The following is a 16,454-nucleotide window of genomic DNA, read 5'->3' as shown; positions in this document are numbered from 1 at the left end:
ACCTTCGACGGCGGGTTCGCGCCGGCCGGCTGACGCGATTTCAGAAGTCTTCAGGCCCGGCATGTATCCCCGCGCCGACCTGCTCCCGAGAATGTGCACTCATCCACTCTCGGCGAGGCCGATCATGAGCATCGATGCCAACTCCACCCTGGGCAACCTCTACTGGTATCGCCACGATGGCTGGAAAGACGGCACCGAGCGATGGACCGGCAAGAACCTCGTCGGCCGCGGTGGATGGCAGGAATACAAGTCCGTCTTCGCGACCAGCGACGGCATCGTCTATGCCATCGGCTGGGACGGCAACCTGCACTGGTACCGCGACGCCGGTTGGCAGGATGGCACCGAGCGCTGGGAGAGCACGGTCGTCGGCCGGGGTGGATGGGCCGACTACCGGACCGTCTTCGCCACCAGCGACGGCATCCTCTACGCCGTCGGCTGGGACGGCAACCTCTATTGGTATCACCATGAAGGCTGGCAGGACGGCACCGAGCGGTGGAGCGAACGACAGCTCGTCGGCGCCGGCGGCTGGGGCATGTACGTCAGCGTGTGCGCCACCAGCGAAGGCGTGCTCTACGGCATCACGCCCGACGGCGACCTCTACTGGTACCGCCACGACGGCTGGCAGGACGGCAGCGAGCGCTGGACCGGCAAGAACCTCGTCGGGCGCGGCGGCTGGCGCCAGTACACCAGCGTGTTCGCCACCAGCGACGGCACGCTGTACGGCATCACGCCCGACGGCAACCTCTACTGGTACCAGCACAAGGGCTGGGAGGACGGCACCGAAGAATGGCGCGGCGCGCACCTCGTGGGCCGCGGCGGCTGGAACGGGTACACGAACGTCTTCATGACGAGCGACGGCATCCTGTTCGGTGTGCAGAACAACGTGCCGTCGCGCATCAAGCACATCGTCTACCTGATGCTGGAGAACCGCTCGCTCGACAACGTGCTGGGCTGGCTCTATCCGGACGGCCAGCGCCCCGACCGCGTGATGGCGCCGCTCGGCAACAACGAGCCCGGCTACAACGGCCTGCGCCCCGAGACCTACTACAACCTGGGCGCCAACGGGGTCAGGCACTGGGTCCGCAAGGGCACCCGCAACAGCTGGGTGCCCGAGTGCGATCCCAACGAAGACTACGTGCACGTCAACAACCAGCTCTTCTCGAGCACATCGAACCCGCCCCCGAACCAGGCCGCCGGCATGGGCGGCTTCTACCAGGACTTCRCCAGCGACAGCTGGCGCTACGGGCTCGACGAGGTCATGCAGACCTACACGCCCGCCGAGTTGCCGGTGCTGAACGGCGCCGCGCGCCACTATGCGGTGTCCGATGCGTATTTCTCGTCGGTGCCCACGCAGACCAATTGCAACCGCGCCTTCGCCGCCACCGGCAATTCGCTGGCGCCCGACCCGGATACCGGCGCGCTGCAGGCCTGGGTGAACAACAACATGTGGCGCATCGGCGAGAACTGGCTCTACTTCAACCAGCGCACGATGTTCAACGTGATGTACGACGCCGGGATGAAATCACCCAGCGACTGGATGATGTTCGCCAGCGAAAGCTGGTGGTTCGCAGGCGGCAAGTGCTTCACCCGCGACATCCTGACCCAGCTGGGCGACTCGAAGTACGACCCTCATTTCGACGACATCGACGCCTTCTACCGTCTCGCCAGAACGAACGCCCTGCCCTCCATGTGCTTCCTCGAGCCCAAGTGGGGCTATGGCTACTCGCGCGACGGCGTCGGCCCGCAAGGCAACGACTACCACCCGCCGCGCAACGTCGCGCCCGGCGAGCAGTTCGTCAGCGACATCCTGGATGCGCTGAGGTCCAGCCCCGGTTGGAACGACACGCTCCTCATCATCAACTTCGACGAGCACGGCGGCACCTACGACCACGTCGCGCCGCCCTGGCATGCCGCCGTGCCCTGGGGCGAGGGCTCGGCCACGCCTGCCCCCACGCAGAGCGAGCTGGGTTTCGGCTTCGACCGCTTCGGCGTGCGCGTTCCGCTGATCCTGGTGTCGCCCTACATCGAGGCGAACACCGTCTTCCGGGCCGGGCCCGCGACGCCGTTCGACCACACCTCGGTCATCGCCACCATCCTGACGATGATGGGCATTCCGCGCAGCGACTGGAAGCTGGGCAACCGCGTCCAGAACGCGCCGACCTTCGAGTCGGTGCTGACGCGCAGCACGCCGCGCACCGACATGCCGGAGATCAAGCCCAGCGCCGCCGCGCTGGCCGCCATCACCGCGGGGCCGGCGATCGATCCGCCGCCCTCCGGGCTGCAGCGTGAAATCGCGTCGCGCATGGTCCGGGAGCTCCTCTCCCGACAGCCGCTCGCGGCGAACGCGGGCGCCCCTGTCGGCGAGGACGTCTACAAGGCGCTGGACGAGGCGAGGACGCTGTCCGGGCTGGGCGCCGTGGTGACGCGGGTCGTCGGTGAACCACCACRCTGACGCCGCGGGCCCGGGCGATCAGCCCCCACCGAACACGTGCTCGAACTCCACCCAGCCCTGCCGCCCGTGCGGGCTGTAGAAGCCCACCGGATAGAACGGCCAGCCCCCGGTGTCGTCGCGCACCGTCTTGTTCGCGACGTTGTTGACGATCAGCGTCAGCCGCGTGTTCTTCGCGAGCTGGTAGCTGCCGCTCAGGTTGTGCAGCCATTGCGGCGGCACGAAGCCCTCGTCGCCATCGGCGATGCGGCCGTAGCGGCTGGACGTGAGCGTCGCGCCCCAGTCGCCGAAGCTGCCGTCCAGCGTCGCGACCAGCTTGGTCGGCCAGCCGGTGAAATCGCGCGTGCCGACCTGGTTGGTCGCGGCGTCGCCGGCGAACTGCTGGTACGTGAAGCTCTGCACCCGTGTGTACTTCGCACCGACCTGCCAGCGGCCCCAGCCCTCGGTGGCCCAGCGGTATCGCACGCCGAGGTCGAAGCCGCGCGTGCTCTCCTGCGCGGCGTTGATCGGGTTGACCGCGATCTCGTAGACCTCGCCCGGCCGCACCACCGCATTCGCCGGGTTGCGGCGCACGCGTGAGAACGTGTCGAGGCAGCTCGGGCTGGCCGGGTCCCGCGCGCCGCTGCGGCAATCGGCCTCGTCGCGCAGCAGCTTGTCGGCGTCGAGCGTCGTGACCAGGTTGTCGATCTCGATCTTCCAGAAGTCGATCGAGGCCTCGAACTGCGCACTCGGCGACCAGAACGCGCCCAGCCCCCAGCTGCGGCCGTTCTCGGATTTCAGGTCGGCGCTGCCGTTGCTGACGTAGTTGAAACCGGGCGACACGTTGGCGAACTCGCAGGTCGCCACCGGCTGGCCGGCCTGCGCGCAACGCAGGTAGTCGGTCGACGACGAGTAGTAGCCGCGGCTCTCGGCGGTGTAGATGTAGCTCATGTCCGGCGCGCGGAAGCTGGTCGCGTGGTTCGCGCGCAGCAGCAGCTCGCGGCTCGGCCGGAACTCCAGACCGGCCTGCCAGGTCAGCTTGTCGTCATGCCGGCCGGCGAACGCGTAGTCGTCGTAGCGGCCGGCGAGCGTGGCCGTCACCTCGCGCGACAGCGGCGCGTTCAGCTCGGCGCCCAGCGCCTGGCGCTGCCGCGTGCCCTTCACTTCGGCCACCTCCTTGGTGTTGTAGAACACGCCCTGCCCCAGCCGCGGGTCCGAGCGGTTGCTGAAGCCCTGCGAGCCGAGCTCGGCCACCGCGGCGAGCTGCAGCGGCCCGGCCGGCAGTTGCAGCAGGTCGCCGCGCACGCTGGCGCTCAGGCCGTGGTTCCACGAGCGGTTGTCGCCGTTGCTGGCACCGCTGATCGCGCCGAACTCGGCGGCTGTCAGCGGCGTGTACAGCCGCGCCGGATCGGGTGCGTAGATCGGGGTGCCGTCGGCATCRGTGCCCTGCTGAGGGCCGAGGAAGAAGCTGTCGACCGAGGCCAGCAGCCGCGGCGTGACGGTCTTGCTGCGGTAGGCCGATGCGTTGTAGGCCACCTCGTAGTTCCAGCCGTCGACCAGGTCGCCGCGCGCGCCGAACGCGAGGTTGCCGGTGGTGTCGCGCCATTCGCGGCTGAAGCGGGTCACGCCGCCGAGCTCCTCGGGCGCGAGGCGGCGCGTCCAGGTCTCGAGATCGCCGGTGTTGGCGTTGCGGAAATAGCTGCTGCTCGCGCCGAGCGAGGTCCAGCTCGGTCCGCGGGTGTTGTTCTCGGTCTTGGCCACGCCGAGCAAGGCTTCGGCGAACAGCGTGGTCTTCGGGGTCAGCGCAACGTCGAACAAGCCCGCGAGGTTGGCGGTCTCGGTGCCGGTCTGCGTGGTCCAGTAGGTCGGCTGGGCGCGGCCGCTCGCGCAGTAGTTGCGGCTGCCCGCCTGGTAGTGCCGGGTGCTGCCGTCGAACAGCCCACCCAGCGCGTCGCAGCCGGTGCCGGGGTCGACGTAGGCGCCGGTGTCGGCATTGCGGCGCGATGCGATCGCCGTCGGCGCGGCGCCGGCCAGCGTGGTGTCGGCCATGAAGTCGCGCTGGCGGCTCCAGATCGGCTGGCGCTTGCCGAGCTCCAGGCCCCAGACGCCGGTCACGGCGTCGCTCGCGATGCCGCCGCTGAGCTGCACGCGCAGGTTCTCGCCGCCGCCCTGCTGCGTGGTGCCGGCCTTCACGTTGAGGTGGATGCCGTCGAGCTGCTTCTTCAGGATGATGTTGACCACGCCGGCGATGGCATCGGAGCCGTAGATCGCCGAGGCCCCGCCGTCGAGGATCTCGATGCGGTCGATCAGCGCCGACGGGATGTTGGCGAGGTTCACGAAATTGACCTCGCCGTCGTAGGCGGTCGGGTAGTCGGCGACACGGCGGCCGTTGATCAGCGTCAGCGTGTGGTTCGGCCCGAGGCCGCGCAGGCTGATCGCGTTGGCGGCCGGCGTGAAGGTGTTGCCGAAGTCCTCGCCCTGCGTGAAGCCGGTGTTCTGCGTCAGGCCCGCGAGCGCATCGAACACGTTCCTGTAGCCCTGGCGCTCGAGATCCTCGCCCTTGATCACGGTGACCGGGCTCGGCCCTTCGGCCTGCGCGCGCAGCAGGCGCGAGCCGGTGACCTGCACGCCGGGCAGGCTCTGGCCCTCGGGCTCGGCAGCGTGGGCGGGGGTGATGGCGGCGAGCAGCAGCGCGCCGAATAGTGGTCGTGTGGATGAAGGCATGCTGGATGGGTCACGAAAAAACGTGACCGCAGGCTACGCACCGACCTCGGGGGACACAACGAAGGGAAGCTCACATGCAAATGCGGCCGCACAATATTCCGGCGCCTGGAACGTCTTCCCAGGCATGGATCCGCCAACGCCGCCTGCCCTCGTGACCGCACCCCATCCCGATCACGAGCAGGAAATCACCGCCACGGTCCGGCGCGAATCGGGCCGGCTCGGCGATTTCATCCGGCGCCGCGTGCCCGACCCGACCGATGCGGAAGACATCCTGCAGGACGTGCTGGAGGAGTTCGTCGAGGCATATCGACTGCCATCCGCGATCGAGCAGGTGAGCGCGTGGCTGTTCCGGGTGGCGCGCAACCGCATCGTCGACCGCTTCCGCAAGAAGCGCGAAGAGCCGCTGCGCGATGCGGGCGATCCGGACGATGACGACACGCGGCTCGACCTGGCACTGCCCGACCCGGACGGCGGCCCGGAGGCGGCCTATGCGCGCTCGGTGCTGCTGGACACGCTGCAGCAGGCGCTCGACGAGCTGCCGGCGAACCAGCGCGAGGTGTTCATCGCGCACGAACTCGACGGCCGCAGCTTCAAGGACATGGCGGCAGACACCGGCGTGCCGCTCAACACGCTGCTCGCCCGCAAGCGCTACGCGGTGCTCTACCTGCGCGCGCAGCTGCAACCCATCTATGACGAACTGGAAGACTGAAGGAGAAAGATGATGATGAGATTCAAGGCAATGTTCGTGGGCCGCCTCGTGCTGGGCCTGGTCGCGATCGCCGCTCTGGGCGGCGTGGTGATGGCGCTGTGGAATGTGGTGATCCCCGGGCTGCTGACGGGGGCGCAGGCCATCGACTACCCGCACGCGCTGGGCCTGCTGCTGCTGTGCCGGATCCTGTTCGGCGGCTTTCGCGGGTATGGTGGCTGGCGGCGCGGCTGGCATGGCCACCGGTTCGGGCATCGCAGATGCGGCCCCGACTGGCACGCGATGACGCCCGAGGAGCGGGAGCAGTTCCGCCGTGGCATCCGCCCCGATCGACCCGACAATCGATCCCACCACCAGCATCCCGACGCCCGCACCGGAGCCCCTGAATGAGCACACCGTCCCTCGCGCCACCCGCAACGCCCCAGGCGTTCTCGCCCTACCAGAAGGTGGTGCTGGGGCTGCTCGCGTTCCTGCAGTTCGCGGTCATCCTCGATTTCATGCTGATGGCGCCGCTCGGCGCGCTGATCATGCCGGCGCTGTCGATCAGCCCGAAGCAGTTCGGGCTCGTCGTCTCGGCCTATGCGTTCAGCGCCGGTGCGGCCGGGCTGCTGACGGCCGGTTTCGCGGACCGCTTCGACCGCAGGAAGCTGCTGCTGTTCTTCTACACCGGCTTCGTGCTGGGCACGCTGTGGTGCGGGCTGTCACCCACCTTCGAGAGCCTGCTTGCGGCGCGCATCGTCACCGGCCTGTTCGGCGGCGTGATCGGCTCGATCGTGCTCGCGATCGCCACCGACCTGTTCCCGGCGTCGATGCGCGGCCGCGTGATGGGGCTGATCCAGACCGCGTTCGCGGCGAGCCAGGTGCTGGGCCTGCCGGCCGGGCTGTACCTGTCGAGCCGCTGGGACTGGCACATGCCCTTCTTCGCGATGGCCGCGCTCGGGCTGGTGGGCGGGCTGGTGGTGGCCTGGCGGCTGCAGCCGGTGGATGCGCACCTGAAGCTGCCGCAGGAGCGTGGCGCCTTCAGCCACCTGCTGCACACGGTGGCCGTGCCGCGCCACCTGCTGGCGTTCGCGACGACCGCACTGCTGACCACCGGCGGCTTCATGCTGATGCCGTTCAGCAGCGCCTTCACCGTCAACAACCTGGACATCAGCATGCACAGCCTGCCGACGATCTACCTGGTGACGGGGCTGTGCACCATCGTGTTCGGGCCGCTGATCGGCCGGGCTGCCGACAGGTTCGGCAAGTTCCGCGTGTTCACGGTGGGCACGCTGCTGTCGATGACGATGGTGCAGATCTACACCCACCTCGGCCCGGTGCCGCTGCCGGTGCTGATCGCGGTCAACGCGGTGCTGTTCGTCGGGATCTTCTCGCGGATGATCCCGTTCCAGGCCCTCGTGGCCGGCGTACCGACGCCGGCGCAGCGCGGCGCGTTCAACGCGATCAGCTCGTCGGTGCAGCAGCTGTCGGGCGGCATCGCGTCGGTGATCGCGGGCCACATCGTCACGCTGGGGGCCGACGGCCGGCTGCAGCATTTCGACCGGGTCGGGCACGTCGTGGTGGGCGCGTCGATCGTGTCGTTCATGCTGCTGTGGCGCTTGCAGAAGAGCGTCGCAGCAGGCTGACCACGGCGGCGGCCAACGCAGCCGCCGCCCCGAGCGCCAGGCCCCAGTGCACGGCGCTGACCGACGGCAGCAGCGCGAACAGCAGCCCGATCGACAGGCTGCCCAGCGTCTGCCCGGTCAGCCGCGCGGTGCCCTGTGCACCGCCGGCCGCGCCGCTGCGCTCCTTCGGCGCGGCGAGCAGCATGTTCTGGTTGTTGGGTGTCTGGAAGAACCCGAAGCCGAGACCCGCCAGGCTCGTGAAGACGACCATCGGCCCCCAGGGATCGCCGTGGATCGGCCAGGCGGTGCACAGCGCCAGGCCGAGCGAGAGGCACGCCCCACCGATCGCGCAGAGCCACGCGGTCGGCACGCCGCGCCGGGCCAGGCGCGCCGACAACGGCGCGGCCACCATCACCGCCAGCGGCCACGGGGTCATCAGCAGGCCGGTGGCCGCCACGCCCAGGCCCAGCTCGTGCTGGAAGTAGAACGGCAGCGATACATAGCCGACCATCTGCCCGGTGAAGCAGCACACCGATGCGATGACCGATAGCCGGAACGACGGCACGCGCAGAAGATCGAGCGGGATCAGCGGCGCCGCCTTCGGCCTCTCGCGCCGCACCAGCAGCACCAGCGAAACGGCCGACACGGCGAGCAAGGCCGCGCCGTACCACGGCGACGACGGCAGCCAGTCGCTGCCCAGCACGAAGGCGGCGAACAGGAGCGCGTTGAGCGCGATGCTGGCGAGGTCGAGGCGGCGCCCGGTGCCGGGCGGATTCGGCAACCCTGCACAGGCCGCCAGCACCAACACGCCGACCGGCAGGTTCACCGCGAACAGCCACGGCCAGCTCGCGACCGACAGCAAGGCGGCGCCGACCGCCGGCCCGGCCGCCGAGGCGCCTGCCACCGTCAGCGCGTTCCAGGCGATCGCCTGGCCCAGCAAGCGGCGCGGATAGGTGAAGCGCAACAGCGCCAGCCCCAGCGGCATCACCGCCGCGCTGCCCAGCCCCTGCAGGCATCGGGCCGCGACCAGCCAGGGCAGCGACGGCGCCAGCGCACACAGCACCGACGCCACGGTGAACAGCGCGATCCCGGCGGTGAACACGCGGCGATAGCCCAGCCGCTCGCCGACGGCGGACGCGGGGAGCAGGAACATCACGATCGCCAGTTGGTAGGCGGTGACGATCCAGACCGCGTCGGCCGGCGCTGCGTGCAGTTGCTGCGCGATGCTGGGCAGCGCGACGTTGGCGATCGCGCCGTCGAGCACCACCAGCACGATCGCGCCGAGGATCGCGGCGACTGCTGCGTAGCGGCGCGGCAGCGGCAGGCCGTCGAGCTCGTGCGCCGCGCCGGAGTCGGTGCGATGAGAGACCGGGGACGGGTTGGATTCGAGGACAGTGGATGACATGGCTGGTGGACCGGAGGGGGGCGCTCGATCGCGCCACGTCAGCATAGGTCGCCGACCCCGACTGCCACAGAGCGTGGCGCGCATCTTGTTCCTGCATGCGGCGCCGGATCGACGGCCCCGAACCGTGCTAGGTTCGACCGATGCCCGCCGACATCGACCTCAACCTGCTCATTGCATTGAACGCGCTGCTCTCCGAGGCCAGCGTCTCCCGGGCCGCCGAGCGGCTGGGCCTGAGCGAATCGGCGATGAGCCGCACGCTGGCTCGCTTGCGTGAAGCGACGGGTGACGAGCTGCTGGTCCGGGCCGGCCGTGCGATGGTGCCGACGCCGCGGGCACTGGCGCTGCGCGAGCAGGTGAAGGCCCTGGTCGACGAGGCGGCGGCCGTGCTGCAGCCGGCCGGGCCTGACCTGAACCTCGGCACGCTCGGGCGCCTGTTCACCATCCGGGCCAACGACGGTTTCACCGAGGCGTTTGCGCACCTGCTCGCGGCACGCACCGCGCGCGAGGCGCCCGGAGTGCGCCTGCGTTTCGCGCCCAAGCCCGACAAGGACGTGCGGCCGCTGCGCGAGGGCTTGATCGATCTCGACGTGGGCGTGCTCGGCGAGTCCGGCCCCGAGGTGCGCGTCCAGACGCTCTACCGCGACCGCTTCATCGCCGTCGTGCGGCAGGGTCACCCGCTGCTGGCCGAAGGCGAGATCACGCCCGAGCGGTATGCGGCCTGCGACCATGTGGTCACGTCGCGCCGGGGAAAAATCACGGGGCCGGTGGACGATGCGCTCGCCGCCGCCGGCTTGAAGCGCAATGTCGCCGTCATCGTTCCCAGCTTCGGCACCGCGCTGTCGACGGCCGCCGCGACCGACATGGTGGCGTTGATCCCGGCGTCGTACTTCGAGCACCTGCGGGCGAGCAATACGCTGCGCTCGTTCGAGCTGCCGGTGCCGACGGAGCACATCACCATCTCGCAGATGTGGCACCCGCGGCTCGATCGCGATCCGGCGCATCGGTGGCTGCGAGGGGTGGTGCTGGAGGTGTGCCGGCAGCAGCGGGCGAACGCTCAGTAGCTCGCATCGAAAGCACGTCTGGCCTCTGCAAATTCGCTGGCGCAGTCTTTCAGAACCTGCGGAGGCGGATTGTCGACGCAGCGTCTCGGCTGTCGATAGAACTTGGCCCACGCTGCGGCCTTCGTGGCGGCCGCTCTCGCTGTCGCGAGCCGGGTCTGCTCATCCAGCTGATCTCGGCGCATGCGTTCCGCCTCTGCAGCTGCGGCTGCGGCGCGTTGATCGGCGAGTAGCGAAACGCGTTGCCGGTCGATCCGACGCAATCGTTCTGCTTCAGTCTCCACATTTGCTGACAGCCAGATGCCGAGTGCCGTGAGCGCCGCTCCGAGAAGCGTCAAAACCACGCTCCGCAGCCACAGGGCCAGCGACATGTAGGGGGCCAATACCAGCCATTCAGCGTATCCGGGATGGACCAGTGCCTTGCGCTTCTCTCCAATTGCGCAAAGTCCGGTGAGCTGCACTGCAGCTTGTGCGTCCTTCGAGGCAAAGTCGCCACGCACCAGACAGAATCCGCGCAGTACCTTGTTCGTGTCGACGCGGCGCAGGATGAACTCGGGGCTGAAGCGGGTGGCGAGCCGCCCGTCTTGCACCTCGGTCCGGTGCCGAATATCCGAACCAAGCACTTCAACTTTCACGCTGCGCCACGACTGCGATCGCAGACGCCACCACAACGGCCTGGCGCCGTACCAACTCATCGGTACCCCGATCGCAAAGATGGCGATCGGCCCCCCGAGGTCTGATGTCGTCGACAGTCCGAGCAAGACGAACACGCAGAAAAAGACGAAAAGTGCGCGCGCGATGGCTGCCATGCCGGCTCTCCCTTTGCTCTTGTGATCTTTGCTTGCGAGTGTATTGGTGAACTGCCAAGTGCGGCGGGCTCGATGCGCCCCGTGTGGTCATACAAAAACGCATGGACGCTCAGCATCCTTGAGCAATTCCTTTAGAACCCTTCCACGCCCAGACTTCCTCCATCGAACTGGCCGTCGGCTCGGCCTTCAAGTGGGAAGAAGGTGGCCTGCAGATCACCTCGACCGTGCAGGAACTGGCGCCGCTGCGCCGCATTGTCTGGACAGGCCCCGCGCAGGGCATCGACGCCGTCCACGTCTGGCAGTTCACCGAGACTGCGCAGGGCGTCAAGGTGAGCACCGAGGAATCGTGGAGTGGCGAGGTCGTGCGGGCCAACGCGGCATCGCTCCAACCCCTCCTGGATGGTGCGCTTCAGGAGTGGCTGACACGATTGAAGGCCACAAGCGAAGCCAGCGCGTCGAAAACAAGCCGTTAGACCCGCGTGAGCGGCGCCACCGTTCGTGGCGCCGTGACACCTATGATTCGCGTCGACGCGAGCGTCAATCGGTGTCTCGCGACCTGACGGCGCTGGGTGCTGCGAGGCCACAATCGCGAAACGAGCTTCGGTAGCGGAGTGGCGTCAAGCCAAGCAAATTCCGAAATGCCGTGCCCATGTGTGACTGATGCGAAAACCCGCACTCCAACGCGATCATCGCCAACGGCATGTCGGTTCGCTCGATCAGGGCGCGTGCGGCCTGCAGGCGGGTTTCAACGATGAAGGCGTGGGGAGTCATGCCAACCACTCGACTGAACTCACGCAGGAAATGGACTTCCGCCACCCCTTCGGCGCTTGCCAGTTGGGACAGTGTCAATGGTTGGTCGAACTCCGCGGCAATCCGATCCAGCACTCGAGCGCAACTCGCTCGGTCGATGTTTTTAGGCGCACTTCGTGGCACCGAGCAAAGACTCACGAACTGGACTGCGAGTTCTTCAAGCGCAAGCATATCGATGTCTGGATCCATCATGGCCTTGCGAATCGCTCGACCCAGCACCAAGGCCTGACGGTGTCCCGGCATCTCCTTGCGGAAATTGGGCAACGCGGTGGCGTCGTCCGTGGTGACGGGCCTCGTCCACCTGGCGACAAGGTATTCGCCGCCAGTTTGCGATTCTGAAAACACGGGTAACCCCGCAGGCGTGTAGGTCAGGACACCGGGCCAGGTGTCGAAGTCAACTCGATGGTCTGAATCGATGGAGTGCACCCCCGTCTGCCGCTCCAGAGCCACCCCGAGGGCCTGCGATTGCACGGGGTCGCGTGCACTGTAAGGGGCACTGGGGAGAAGATGAACGTTGAGATGGCCGTTCAAAACCGTCAGTGAACGCGAGGAAGGCATTGCAGTTTCCTTGTCGCAAGCAGCAGAAATTGTCCGCCAAGAATGGACCCAACGCCGAGACGCATCGCGACTTGCCTGCACATCATCTCCGTTGGTCGCCCCACCGGTTGTCCCTGCCACGTTCGCTGCTTCTGAAATTTCTTGATAGCTCGCTTGCCCAGTTGTCTCGACACTGCGTGCAAGGCATCAACCCAGAAGCACCCAGCAATGCTGACGATCGGTCTGATTGGCGGAATGAGCTGGGAGTCCAGCGCGGAGTACTACCGCATCATCAATCAAGGGGTTCGCGCGCGCCTTGGGCCGCTGCGTTCGGCCCAATCGCTGATGCAGAGCGTCGACTTCGGCCCCATAGAGCGGGCGCAGCACGAGGGCCGCTGGGATCTGACGACGCAGATTCTCCAGGATGCCGCGCGGAAGCTGCAAGCCGGGGGCGCCGACTGCATTGTCCTGTGCACGAATACCATGCACAAGGTCATCGATGACCTTCAGGCGGTCGTGACGATTCCATTTCTCCACATCGCAGATCCGGTGGGGCGCGCCGCCACACGTGCCGGGGTGAAGACGATCGGGCTGCTTGGGACCTCTTTCACCATGGAGCAGGACTTCATGAAGGATCGGCTGACCAGGCTTCACGGGCTCAACGTGCTCGTCCCCCCGTCGATCGAACGCAAGGAAGTTCATCGAATCATCTACGACGAGTTGTGCGTCGGCATCGTCAATGACGAGTCTCGCCAGATCTACCAGCAAACGATCAACCGACTGGCGCAACGTGGCGCCGAGGCCATCATCCTCGGATGCACCGAAATCACCTTGTTGATCAAACCGCAGCACAGCCGAGTGCCGCTGCTTGACACCACCGATCTGCACGCCCGTTCAGCCGTCGATTTCGCGCTGAACGGCGCCAGCGCTGAGATTGCAAACCCATGAACCGACGCTACTTCCTTCTGGCTGGTCTCGGCGCCGCGGGCGCATTGATCTATGGCGTGACCGACTCGCCCGATGAACGCCTGCTCACGGCGCAGGCCATGCCCGTGAGCGAAGGCCAACTGGCGCTGAACGGCTGGGTCAAGATCGGTGCCGATGATTGGGTGACCGTTGTCTGCTCCAAATCCGAAATGGGCCAGGGCATCTACACCGCCTTGGCCATGCTGGTGGCTGAAGAGCTCGACGCCGATTGGTCGCGCGTGCGCGTGGAGGCGTCGGGTGTGGACAAAATCTACAACAACGTCGCCGCCGTGCGCGATTCGGTGCCCTATCACCCGCGCGATCGGGGCCTGCTCAAAGCCATGGTGCAAACGCAAAACGCCTACATGGCCCGCAACCTCATGAACATGATGACCGGCGGCTCTTCAAGCGTGAAAGATACTTGGCAGCCGATGCGCCAAGCCGGCGCAATGGCGCGCATGAGCCTGCTTGCTGCCGCCGCCAAGTACTGGAAGGTGCCTGAGGCGGAGTGCTCGATCAGCGCGGGCGTGGTGGCGCATCCCAGCGGCCAGTCGGCGCGCTTTGGTGAACTCATTGCCAAGGGCGTTACACCGATCACGCGGGGCAAGCCCACGCTCAAGACGCGGGCGCAGTTCAAACTCATCGGCAAGCCCTTGGGGCGCCTGGATTCGAGCGCCAAGACAACCGGCACAGCCGGCTTTGGCATCGATGTGCAGCAGCCAGGGCAGCTCTATGCCGCCATAGCGATGAGCCCCGTACTCGGCGGCACAGTGGCTGGCGTGGACAGCGCCGCCRCCCTGGCGATGAAGGGCGTCAAGAGAATCATCATCGTGCCGCCACTCAACGGCGCCAGCGGCGGCGTGGCCGTGGTGGCCGACAATTGGTATCGCGCCAAAATGGCTGTCGAGGCACTCAAGCCCCAGTGGGTCGACGGTGCGGCTGGTGCTGCCAGCAGCGCGGCGATGCTGCAGCAGATGGTGCAGGCCGCCGCCCTCTTCAASGGCAGCAGCTTTGGTGGCCAAGGCGATGCCGGCTCGGCACTGGCCACCGCCACCAAGAAGCACGAAGCGCACTACACCGCACCCTGGCTGGCCCACGCCACGATGGAGCCCATGAACTGCACCGTGCTGTTCAAAGACGGCAAGGCCACGGTCTGGGCTCCCACGCAAGTGCCTGATTCAGTGCAGCTTGCCGTGGCTACGGTGTGCGGCATTGAATCCGCAGACACAACGATCCATGTGACCCTGCTCGGCGGCGGCTTCGGACGGCGCCTGGAGGTCGACTTCGCCGCTCAGGCCGCCTTCATTGCCAAGGAACTCTCCGGCCTGCCCGTGCAACTGCTTTGGTCGCGCGAGGAAGATACGCGGCACGACTTCTACCGCCCGGCCTGTGCCGCTAGTTTCAGGGGTGGCCTCGATGCCAAGGGCGCGCTCATCGCCCTCGAGGCGTGCTCGGCCGGCCAGTCTCTGTTTGGCAAGTACGCTCCGCGCGCCATTCAAGGCATGGTCGGAGCCTTCTTGCCGATCGCCGGGCAGATGCCACCAGCGGGGCCAGACAAGACGGTGGCCGAGGGGGTGTTTGACCAGCCCTATGACATCCCCAACTTGCGCGTGATGCATCAGTTCATGGAGTTTCCGGTGCCGGTGGGTTTCTGGCGCTCGGTGGGCCATTCGCATCAGGCCTTCTTCAAGGAGAGCTTCATCGACGAAATGGCCCACGCCGCGGCCACCGATCCACTCAAGTTCCGCCAAGCCATGCTTGGCAGCGATGCGCGCGCAGGCGCCGTCCTCAAGCTCGCCGCCGAAAAGGCGGGCTGGGGTTCACCGATCGCGCCTGCAGCCGATGGCCGCAAGCGCGGGCGAGGCATCGCACTGCACTGGTGCTTTGGCACCTGGGTGGCGCAGGTGGTGGAGGCCAGCGTGGGCAGCGATCAGGGCATTCGCGTCGAACGCGTCGTGTGCGCGGTCGATTGCGGTCTGGTCGTCAACCCGCGCATCGTGGCGCAGCAGATGGAAAGCGCGGTGGTGTATGGCCTGTCGGCGGCGCTGCATGGCGAAATCACGATCGAACAAGGCCGCGTGCAACAAGGCAGCTTTCACGACTACGCGCCGCTGCGCCTGAGCGAATGCCCGGTGATCGAAACCCACATCGTCGCCAGTGACGAAGACCCCGAAGGCATGGGCGAACCCGGCTTGCCCCCGGTGGCACCGGCGCTGGCCAATGCCATCTTTGCGGCTACTGGCAAGCGCCTGCGCAACCTGCCGCTGAAGATGATCTGACCATACAACCCCTGATTCCTGCCTTCGCCGTCCCGGCCCAGGCCGGGATTCAGTGAACGCCGCACGCCGGACCAAGCACCATGACCACCTTCACTCTAAATGGCAAGGCCACCACCCTCGATGTCGAAGACGACATGCCTCTCCTGTGGGTCTTGCGCAATGAACTCAAATTGACCGGCACCAAATTTGGCTGCGGCATCGCGCTGTGCGGAGCCTGCACGGTGCATGTGAATGGCTCACCCACGCGTGCCTGCGTCACGCCTCTGGCCCAAGTTGCCGGCAAGCGTGTCGACACCATCGATGGCCTCAAAAGCAAAGCCCTTGCTGCCGTGCAAAAGGCATGGGTCGAACTCGATGTGGTGCAGTGCGGCTACTGCCAATCGGGTCAGATCATGGCCGCCGCTGCATTGCTCGAAAAAAACGCAAAACCCACWGACGCTGACATCGACTCCGCCATGAACGGCAACCTCTGCCGCTGTGGCGCCTACCCGCGCATCCGAGCAGCAATCCACTAGGCCGGGGCAGCGCTCTGAGTAACCGTCTTTGGAGTCAAGCCACCGTGAAGCGATTTATCCCAGGGTTTGTTGGTTTTGACCATGGCGTTGAGCGTGGTCAGCGAGCTTGCGCATGCAGGCCACCAGTGCCTTGGGCAGCTTGCCGGCGGCCAGCAGCCGGTCTTGGAAGGTTTTGATGGCAGGGTTGTAGCGGGAGGCGGTGAGCGTGGCCATGTAGAGCACGCGACGGGCCGTCTGTGGCGACCCTGGCAAGAAGACATGGCGAGGGCGTGGCACGCCGTCGGGTAGCGCAGCCAGCGCATCGCGAAGCAGCACGCCGCCCAGCGAATGCCCGACAACCACATAGCCCAACGTTGTCTCGGACGATTGCGCCATCTCGACCAGCCGGCGCATGAGCCGTGCACGGATGGCCTCGACATCCTCGCAGGCCGCCAGGTACCCGAATCCCCGCGCGCGGATACCCGCACGCCGCAGACGCGCCATCAGCGGCAGGCCCGACAAGGGCGTACGACCCAGGCCGTGGACGAACAATGCTTGCATTGGTTGAATCATCGCCTGACGATCTGAACCGAGCCTGCCTGAATGTGGACTTCCCGGAAGGAAAGCTTCTCGG

13 protein-coding genes and 1 pseudogene are annotated in these 16,454 nt (G+C 66.9%); 9 read left to right on the top strand and 5 right to left on the bottom strand.

Annotated elements, in window-relative coordinates:
• The first annotated feature begins 124 nt into the window (after nt 1-124).
• Nucleotides 125-2,452 (top strand): alkaline phosphatase family protein, encoded by a 2,328-nt coding sequence (locus tag AC1DXV_RS20760; protein WP_477935307.1) that lies wholly within the window; start codon nt 125-127, stop codon nt 2,450-2,452.
• An 18-nt stretch (nt 2,453-2,470) separates the two neighbouring features.
• On the opposite strand, the gene AC1DXV_RS20755 is transcribed toward AC1DXV_RS20760, so the two are convergent.
• Complete coding sequence (locus tag AC1DXV_RS20755; protein ID WP_477935305.1) at nt 2,471-5,152, bottom strand: TonB-dependent receptor plug domain-containing protein; 2,682 nt, start codon at nt 5,150-5,152, stop codon at nt 2,471-2,473.
• 124 nt (nt 5,153-5,276) lie between these two features.
• Here AC1DXV_RS20755 and AC1DXV_RS20750 point away from each other — a divergent pair, with 124 nt between their 5' ends.
• From AC1DXV_RS20750 to AC1DXV_RS20740, 3 genes are read left to right on the top strand one after another with little or no spacing between them, the layout of a single operon-like run.
• Nucleotides 5,277-5,861 carry an RNA polymerase sigma factor gene (locus AC1DXV_RS20750; RefSeq protein ID WP_477871353.1) on the top strand — a complete coding sequence of 195 codons (585 nt, stop codon included), beginning with the start codon at nt 5,277-5,279 and terminating at the stop codon, nt 5,859-5,861.
• A gap of 15 nt (nt 5,862-5,876) precedes the next feature.
• The gene (locus AC1DXV_RS20745) at nt 5,877-6,248 is read left to right on the top strand and encodes a hypothetical protein (protein WP_477871359.1); all 372 of its coding nucleotides are present in this window, start codon (nt 5,877-5,879) and stop codon (nt 6,246-6,248) included.
• Complete coding sequence (locus AC1DXV_RS20740; protein ID WP_477871355.1) at nt 6,245-7,483, top strand: MFS transporter; 1,239 nt, start codon at nt 6,245-6,247, stop codon at nt 7,481-7,483. Before AC1DXV_RS20745 ends, AC1DXV_RS20740 begins: the two co-directional genes overlap by 4 nt.
• On the opposite strand, the gene AC1DXV_RS20735 is transcribed toward AC1DXV_RS20740, so the two are convergent.
• Nucleotides 7,440-8,867 carry an MFS transporter gene (locus AC1DXV_RS20735; RefSeq protein WP_477935303.1) on the bottom strand — a complete coding sequence of 476 codons (1,428 nt, stop codon included), beginning with the start codon at nt 8,865-8,867 and terminating at the stop codon, nt 7,440-7,442. The genes AC1DXV_RS20740 and AC1DXV_RS20735 overlap by 44 nt on opposite strands.
• A gap of 140 nt (nt 8,868-9,007) precedes the next feature.
• On the opposite strand from AC1DXV_RS20735, the gene AC1DXV_RS20730 reads away from it, so the two are divergent.
• Nucleotides 9,008-9,928, top strand: a complete 921-nt coding sequence (locus AC1DXV_RS20730; protein WP_477873273.1) for a LysR family transcriptional regulator — start codon at nt 9,008-9,010, stop codon at nt 9,926-9,928.
• Here AC1DXV_RS20730 and AC1DXV_RS20725 read toward each other — a convergent pair.
• Entirely contained in the window at nt 9,922-10,734 is an 813-nt protein-coding gene (locus AC1DXV_RS20725) for a hypothetical protein (protein ID WP_477935301.1), read from the bottom strand. The genes AC1DXV_RS20730 and AC1DXV_RS20725 overlap by 7 nt on opposite strands.
• A gap of 125 nt (nt 10,735-10,859) precedes the next feature.
• On the opposite strand from AC1DXV_RS20725, the gene AC1DXV_RS20720 reads away from it, so the two are divergent.
• On the top strand, nt 10,860-11,207 hold the full coding sequence (locus AC1DXV_RS20720) for an SRPBCC domain-containing protein (protein WP_477874368.1): 348 nt from the start codon (nt 10,860-10,862) through the stop codon (nt 11,205-11,207).
• Between the two features lie 64 nt (nt 11,208-11,271).
• Here the strand turns inward: AC1DXV_RS20720 and AC1DXV_RS20715 are convergent, their stop codons facing one another.
• Nucleotides 11,272-12,102 carry a helix-turn-helix domain-containing protein gene (locus AC1DXV_RS20715; RefSeq protein WP_477935299.1) on the bottom strand — a complete coding sequence of 277 codons (831 nt, stop codon included), beginning with the start codon at nt 12,100-12,102 and terminating at the stop codon, nt 11,272-11,274.
• 207 nt (nt 12,103-12,309) lie between these two features.
• Between AC1DXV_RS20715 and AC1DXV_RS20710 the strand changes: the two genes are divergently transcribed.
• From AC1DXV_RS20710 to AC1DXV_RS20700, 3 genes are all read left to right on the top strand, one after another.
• Nucleotides 12,310-13,029, top strand: a complete 720-nt coding sequence (locus AC1DXV_RS20710; RefSeq protein WP_477868066.1) for an aspartate/glutamate racemase family protein — start codon at nt 12,310-12,312, stop codon at nt 13,027-13,029.
• Nucleotides 13,026-15,326, top strand: a complete 2,301-nt coding sequence (locus AC1DXV_RS20705; protein WP_477935297.1) for a xanthine dehydrogenase family protein molybdopterin-binding subunit — start codon at nt 13,026-13,028, stop codon at nt 15,324-15,326. Before AC1DXV_RS20710 ends, AC1DXV_RS20705 begins: the two co-directional genes overlap by 4 nt.
• Nucleotides 15,327-15,406: 80 nt before the next feature.
• Nucleotides 15,407-15,841, top strand: a complete 435-nt coding sequence (locus AC1DXV_RS20700) for a (2Fe-2S)-binding protein (RefSeq protein WP_477868062.1) — start codon at nt 15,407-15,409, stop codon at nt 15,839-15,841.
• Here AC1DXV_RS20700 and AC1DXV_RS20695 read toward each other — a convergent pair.
• Nucleotides 15,838-16,069: pseudogene (locus AC1DXV_RS20695) on the bottom strand (hypothetical protein); the annotation flags it as partial. The gene AC1DXV_RS20700 and the pseudogene AC1DXV_RS20695 sit on opposite strands and share 4 nt — an antisense overlap.
• Nucleotides 16,070-16,454 lie beyond the last annotated feature (385 nt).

Source organism: Rhizobacter sp. P3_C12, from assembly GCF_056402735.1.
This window is presented reverse-complemented; position numbering and strand designations above follow the sequence as displayed.